At 57.8% G+C, this 6112-nt stretch carries 5 protein-coding genes; all 5 read right to left on the reverse strand.

All coding sequences use genetic code 11. The features are described 5' to 3' along the window. Positions 1-9: 9 nt before the first annotated feature. Complete coding sequence (locus tag BN1800_RS28300) at positions 10-1341, reverse strand: GDSL-type esterase/lipase family protein (RefSeq protein ID WP_087002189.1); 1332 nt, start codon at positions 1339-1341, stop codon at positions 10-12. Positions 1342-1394: 53 nt separating this feature from the next. Next, positions 1395-2084, reverse strand: coding sequence for a response regulator (locus tag BN1800_RS28305; RefSeq protein WP_244564681.1), 690 nt, complete (start codon positions 2082-2084; stop codon positions 1395-1397). Beyond that, positions 2045-3829: a sensor histidine kinase gene (locus tag BN1800_RS28310; RefSeq protein WP_244564682.1), complete on the reverse strand. Its 1785-nt coding sequence runs from the start codon at positions 3827-3829 to the stop codon at positions 2045-2047. Before BN1800_RS28310 ends, BN1800_RS28305 begins: the two co-directional genes overlap by 40 nt. A gap of 388 nt (positions 3830-4217) precedes the next feature. Continuing rightward, positions 4218-4784, reverse strand: a complete 567-nt coding sequence (locus BN1800_RS28315; protein WP_143534119.1) for a hypothetical protein — start codon at positions 4782-4784, stop codon at positions 4218-4220. 192 nt (positions 4785-4976) lie between these two features. Then, positions 4977-5759, reverse strand: coding sequence for a DUF899 domain-containing protein (locus BN1800_RS28320; RefSeq protein ID WP_027510905.1), 783 nt, complete (start codon positions 5757-5759; stop codon positions 4977-4979). Positions 5760-6112: the final 353 nt, after the last annotated feature.

Genomic DNA, 6112 nt, shown 5'->3' on the forward strand with positions numbered 1-6112 from the left:
CTTACGCAGTTACCTGACATTCGTTGCAGTCTTGGACGGCCCGTCGACGGTTTGCAGATGCTGGCTGATGACATCGGCGGCAAAGGCTGCTCCGTCGCGGTTGAAATGGCTGTCGGGGGCGTACATGCGCGCTGGGTCGGGCTGCCTCTCCAGCGCCTGGCGCAGATCAATGACCTCGATTCCTTCGGCTGCCGCAGCATCGGTCACGATCGTGCGGAGCTGATCGAAGACGCGGTCTGCAGCGAATGGGCCGATGAAGCGGTCGACTCTCGGCACATATACAATGGCGAATTTTCCACCCCATCCGGCGGACAGCGTTTTAGCTCGATGCAATGTCTCCCTGAATTCCGGCATCACACGTGCGGCCTTCGGGTAAATTAGCCCGAGCCTCGTAAAGGTTTGCTGCAGGGCGAGGAAGTTTCGAAGCATCGCTGTTCGTTTCAGTACATCAACGAAGTTGATGGGCTTGCTGTTGTTCCGGTTCAATATGACTCTGGCCTCAAGCAAGGCCTGCTGCGCGGTCGACGGTGTTCCAAAGTGGGCGGTCGGCGATAGCGCATCGCGCAGCCAGGGCTTGCCTAGCTCGGTCTCGAAATTCTCCCAGTCATTGCCTTCGAAGAAAACCATCACCACGTGGCGTGGTCGAAAGAGCGGCCCAAAACGGCCCAGCGTCGCGAGTTCGAGCAAGGGACCGTTACCGCGAATTCCCGCCCCCGCCGCGGAAAAACCGCTCGCCCTTAGACGCGACGCAAGATCCTGGCCTGGTGGCAGGCAGAACCCCTCGACGAAGGAATCACCCAAAAGCATCAAGTCCAGCTGTTTGTCATAGACATCGTCCGGATTGTTGAAGCCATAGCGGTCCGCAGTGTACTTTATGATTTGATTGTCAGGCGTGCACAAAACGACGTCGGTGTTTGGGAAGCCCGACAAAAGCGCTGTCGATAGCGCGTCTGTTTCCAAGAATCGATTCAGACTGCCTAGCGCGAAGCCGCGGACGATGTTCTTGTCCTGCTCAACCGTTTCAGCCTGCGCAGGGCTGAGTTGGCCCAGCATGGCCAGTCGCACCGAGATCGATTGGAAGGCGAGAAACGCCTCGAATGCGAAAAGGGCCACCAGGACGCTCAGTCCGTAAACGCCAACCGCCGTTGCAAAAGCCGGTTTCGCAAACAAGGCTGTTGCCAGGAAGGCAACGCCGAGCAGACCAGGTACGGCGACATAGCGGATGAAAAGTGGAAGATCTGAGGCAAAATCCCGAAAGTTTAAAAGCGCATATGCCGGGCTCACCAGAAGATAAACAGCAATGAGTACGCAGATTAGAATGCCACGTTTTCGCTTGATCACAACGTTTCTACTTTCTCGCCTTTGGGCTTCAAAAGGTCGCGCTTGACGTCTTGCTAAAATCGGCTGTCATTCGTCAGCCATTGCCGTTTTGCTAGGTTTGCTAGCTCAACGCGTGATGAAATGCCAAGTTTGCCGTAGATGCTGTGAAGATGCAGTTTGACGGTGCCGTGAGAAATTCCGAGCTCGTCCCCGATCTCCCTGCTGCGCAATCCATCGGCAGCAAGACGCGAAACCTCAACTTCACGCGGTGTCAATGCTTGCAGAAGGGAGGTATATTGGAAATCGCTTTCGCGGAGCCTGTCCAGCGCGCAGACCAGGTTTTTGTCCGTAAGATATGTGCCGCCGGTGGCAACGGTCCGGATGCAGTTGAGAAGTACCGTCGGTGCCTGTTCCTTCAGCACAATGCCATTGACGCGATATTGCATGGCTATGGCCAGATTTTCGTCACTGATATCGGCGGTAAGGACGACGATTGGCAGGTCCGGCCTACTGGCGCGGATGTAATGAATGAACTCGAGTCCACTCATTGCGGGCATTCGCAGATCCAGCACGACGAGATCAACCTTTTCCCCATCGATCACCTCGATTGCGTGTAACGCACTTTGACATGTAGCGATCACCAGCAAATCGTCCTCGGTCTCGATCATGCGGCGCAATCCGTCCAGAACAATCAGGTGATCATCGACAATGACAATGCGCAAGCTCATGGGTGCACCGGCAATCTGATCAATATGCGTGTCCACTGCGCAACCCTGTCGATCGAAAGTTCTCCACCACGGGCTGCGGCCCGTTCGCGAAGGCTGCGAGGTCCGGTCTTGCTGTTCTTCAGCTCCGCATGATCAAACCGTCGTTCAAAGCCGAAGCCTGATCCATCATCATCGACCGTCAGCAAGATCGTGCCGGCATCCAGCTGCAAGTTGATTTCAAGCGTTCGCGCGCCACCGTGACGAACCGCATTGGCAGTGGCTTCGGAAGCCATGCGTATTAGCTCGTAGACCATCGTGGCGGGAAGACGAAGATCTATAGGGTTGAGAGCGAAGCGAATATCGATCGACCATTGCTTTCGTAAACGCCGGGCCAATGCCTCGAATTGCAGTGCCAAATGAGATTCGGGGAGGGTGCGGTACCCTTGACCTGGTTCGAGCGCATGGATGAAAGAGCGAAGTTCGCGTTGCTCGTCGGCAAGCATGGCTTGGATTGCAGTTACGCGCCCATCGATCTGTTGATGCTCCCCGAGAGTGAATGAACGCAGGGACTCGAGTTGCAACGCCGTTCCGGCCAGAGCTTGAAGCACTCCGTCGTGAAGATCGCGCCCGATCTTGATACGCTCCTCGACAGCCGCTGCATCGCTAAGCCTGCGCATCAACATGGCTTGCTCGAACAATGCTTTGATTCTGTCGGCGATGACCTCTGCAACCGCCACGTCATCGAGAGAAAGTGTCGGTGGATCCAAGAGAAAGATGCGCGCCTCAAGATCATCGACGCGGAATTGTGTCGAGACAGCCGAGGCAATCGAAAAATCGGCAGCGAGCGCAGGACAAACAGGTGACATTGCATCAGCCCATTCGTCGAAATATCCCTCGCCCCGGTGGACGAGGACCTGGGAATGTACGGCGTCGGCGATTAAGAGGCTCGCGCGCTGCAAGGGTTCGGCGACCCATGGCCAATAGGCGTCCGGCGGCAATTGCGCGACACTGCAAGCGCCATTCTTGCGCACTGCTACATACGTCCACGGCTCATCCGAGTCGCTCCAGATAAGGAGTGCGCGGGGCAAGTGCATCACGTGCGCTGCGTATTCAAGAGCCGCGTCAGCGGGCCACTCAGGCCCTTCGGGTGCCGCAGGAGTTTTCTCCACCAGGCGCAGCATCTCGGCGCGAACGACTTCCTGGTGAGCACCGAGCCAGACCAGTAAAGTGCCAGCGACAGTCACGAACAGCATGTGTGACATGTCCGTCGTCACGTCGGAGGTGGTTTCGAACGCCATCAGGTATACAGGGGCCGTCATGCAGACGAGGGCCGTCCAAAACGCACCTCGCCAACGCCAATGCAGCGTTGCACTCAGGAGAACGAAGGGCATAAATATGAAAAATGGACTGGAAGCTCCGCCAGTAAGTAGCATGAAGACAACAAAGGTCGCGACATCGACCACATGGCGTATGAGGGTCCCGCTAACACGCGAAATCTTGCTTCTCCAAACGTGGATTGCGCAAAGGATCGCGTATGAGAGATAGGCCGACAGAAGAGGAAACACAAACGCCGCAGGAATTAGCTGATGCTCCGCGTCGAGCCAGGATAGGAGAACGCTGCCGATCGCCGACATGACACGGCCAATCGCGATGACCTTATCCGCACGGGCACGATGGGTGTTGATCCAGGTCGTTTGACGGCTCGGGGCGTCTGCTTCGTCGGTTGTGCTAAGATCCTGGGGTCGAACAGGCGAGGCGTTATAGCCCCTGAGGACGAAGTTTCGCCAGACTTTCATGCGCATGGCCCGTCTCCAGCGATGGCCGAGCCGGGCTGCTTTGCCCGCGCTCGTAAACGGCGCTCAGAATTAACCTACCGACTGCTAACTACTCGATGTGACGACTGGGATATTCTCAGGCCATGGACTTGCTGCTTCCCGAGTCCTGGAACGTATATTACTTCTATATAACATACTAAAAAATGAACTTAAACAGAATGATGAATTGCGTTGCTCCAATCATGCGAACGACTGACTGCTTGAAGGCCGTGGCAACTCTTTTTACTACGCGTGCCATCTCTTCCCGCCAGCCAGAGGCTTCTTGGTCATCTGGAATTCAGCAGGGATTGTATTCTTGTCTTCGCCTCGCATTGTAAACTTTATTAGTTCACGCGAAGCAGAATTGTAGTCGTGGCTATGCCGCGAAAACATGATGAAAGCTGTGGCGGCGCCAATCAACGGTTTCCGGAGGCGGAACCTGTCGGTGTATTGCCGGGAGCTCGGCTGTGTCGCTCGGCTGCGGGGGTAAATCCGAATAGACCAGCGCCGGCGATACGCCATAGCTGGCCGCCAAGTTGTAGAGGGCGTTGCTTGCGAAATATATGATCGACGCGGAAGTTATCGCGTCGCGCACTCGCTGCTCGTCGCCAATTTCAATGTAAAGCACGCCTGGAATCGACAGCGGCATTGTCCTGACGACCGGGTCGAGAACCAAGTTAATAGCCTGCGGCGTCACGTTGTTCAGGACAAATACGACGAGACCATATTGGCTCGACCGATAGCCTGCTTCGATCAATTCGGCAGGTAACCGCCCGTTCGATGGCATGATTTCGATGACGCTGCAGCCTAACATGGTCATCTCCTGGCCAAACATTCCGACCCGGCAATTCAGCCGTACGCAGAACAGCATCGCACAGCAAATCACCCAGCGGAAACCATCCCCGCCAGCCATTTCGACAAAATACTGTAGCTCGTTCTCCATCTGCGGAATATATGTCCTTGGATATAGGGGGAGAGATTTCCGACCCGGACGGCCAGGCAGCAGACGCGGTCCGGACGCTGCATTGGGATCAACAACAATAGGCCAAGTGCCGGATACGCGCGATGGATCTTGGCGCTGCATGGCGGCGGCCCATCAGACCAACCGCCGCCTATCGGATCGACGGGAGCAGGCTCACAGCTTCGTGTTCGGGTGCTGGTTCCGGAACGCCGCTTCTCCGGCCTCCGACACCTCGACCCACGTCTTGTCGGGTGCTGCGTCCGCGACGTAGCTGTCGTGCCAGTTCCACCACTTGTAGGTCGGGGTCTGAGGATAGCCCTGGGGCGAGTCCTCCCAGACCTCCTGCCGGCCCAGCGGCGTGATGTCGAGGTAGTTCCATGTGCCTCCCATCTGCTCGTCGCCGCGGTTGTTGATGAAGTAGGTGCGGAATACCCGCTCGCCGTCACGGTAGAACACGTTCGTGCCGTGCCACTCGTCCACGCCGAAGTCGGCGTCGAAGCTGTCCGTGATGGTGAACCACGGCATCTCCCACCCCATCCGCGCCTTCAGCCGCGCGATGTCTGCCTGAGGAGCACGCGAGACGAAGACGAGAGTGGTGTCGCGGGCGTTGAGGTGGGCGAGGTGGGCGACCTGGTCGGCCACCATGGAGCAACCCCGGCAGGCGTGGTCTGGCCAGCCGAACACCCCCGGCTCAAAGAAGGCGCGGTAGACGATCAGCTGACGCCGGTCGTCGAACAGGTCGAGCAGGCTCGCCTTACCCGCGGGCCCCTCGAACGTATATGCCTTATCCACGGTCATCCATGGCATTCGCCGGCGCTCTGCGGCCAGGGCGTCACGGGCGCGGGTCTGCGCCTTTTCCTTCACGAGCAGCTGCTGGCGGGCCGCCTCCCACGCCTGCGGCGACACGACCGGCGGTGTGTGCATGATAGACTGTCCATTCTTTGCTGATGTCGTCATGGCTGCTGAAACCTCCTGGTTTGGGTGAGTTCCCGCGCCTTGTGGCCGAGGCGCGGGTCCATCCGCTGCTCATCGCTCGTTGTTGTCTGTGAGATAGTGTGGCACCGGAAAGCGAACAGTGGGAGTAACAAGTGTGGCGGCATTCCGATGGAGGCGATGACTACGACCGTAGCGTCACGCGATATGTCATCTCTTCGCGGCGCGGCCTCCCACGTCGGCCAGCCAGTCTGTGCCGGCTCACGCCCCGTAAGCACGCACCGCGACCACATGCGCCTCGGCCGCGCCGTTTGTCGCGGTGACCGTCAGGCGGAGCGCCGACGCGTTTGTCGGCTCGTCGAGCCGATGCGTCCGAT

Source organism: Rhizobium sullae (genome assembly GCF_900169785.1).
Lineage (GTDB): Bacteria > Pseudomonadota > Alphaproteobacteria > Rhizobiales > Rhizobiaceae > Rhizobium > Rhizobium sullae.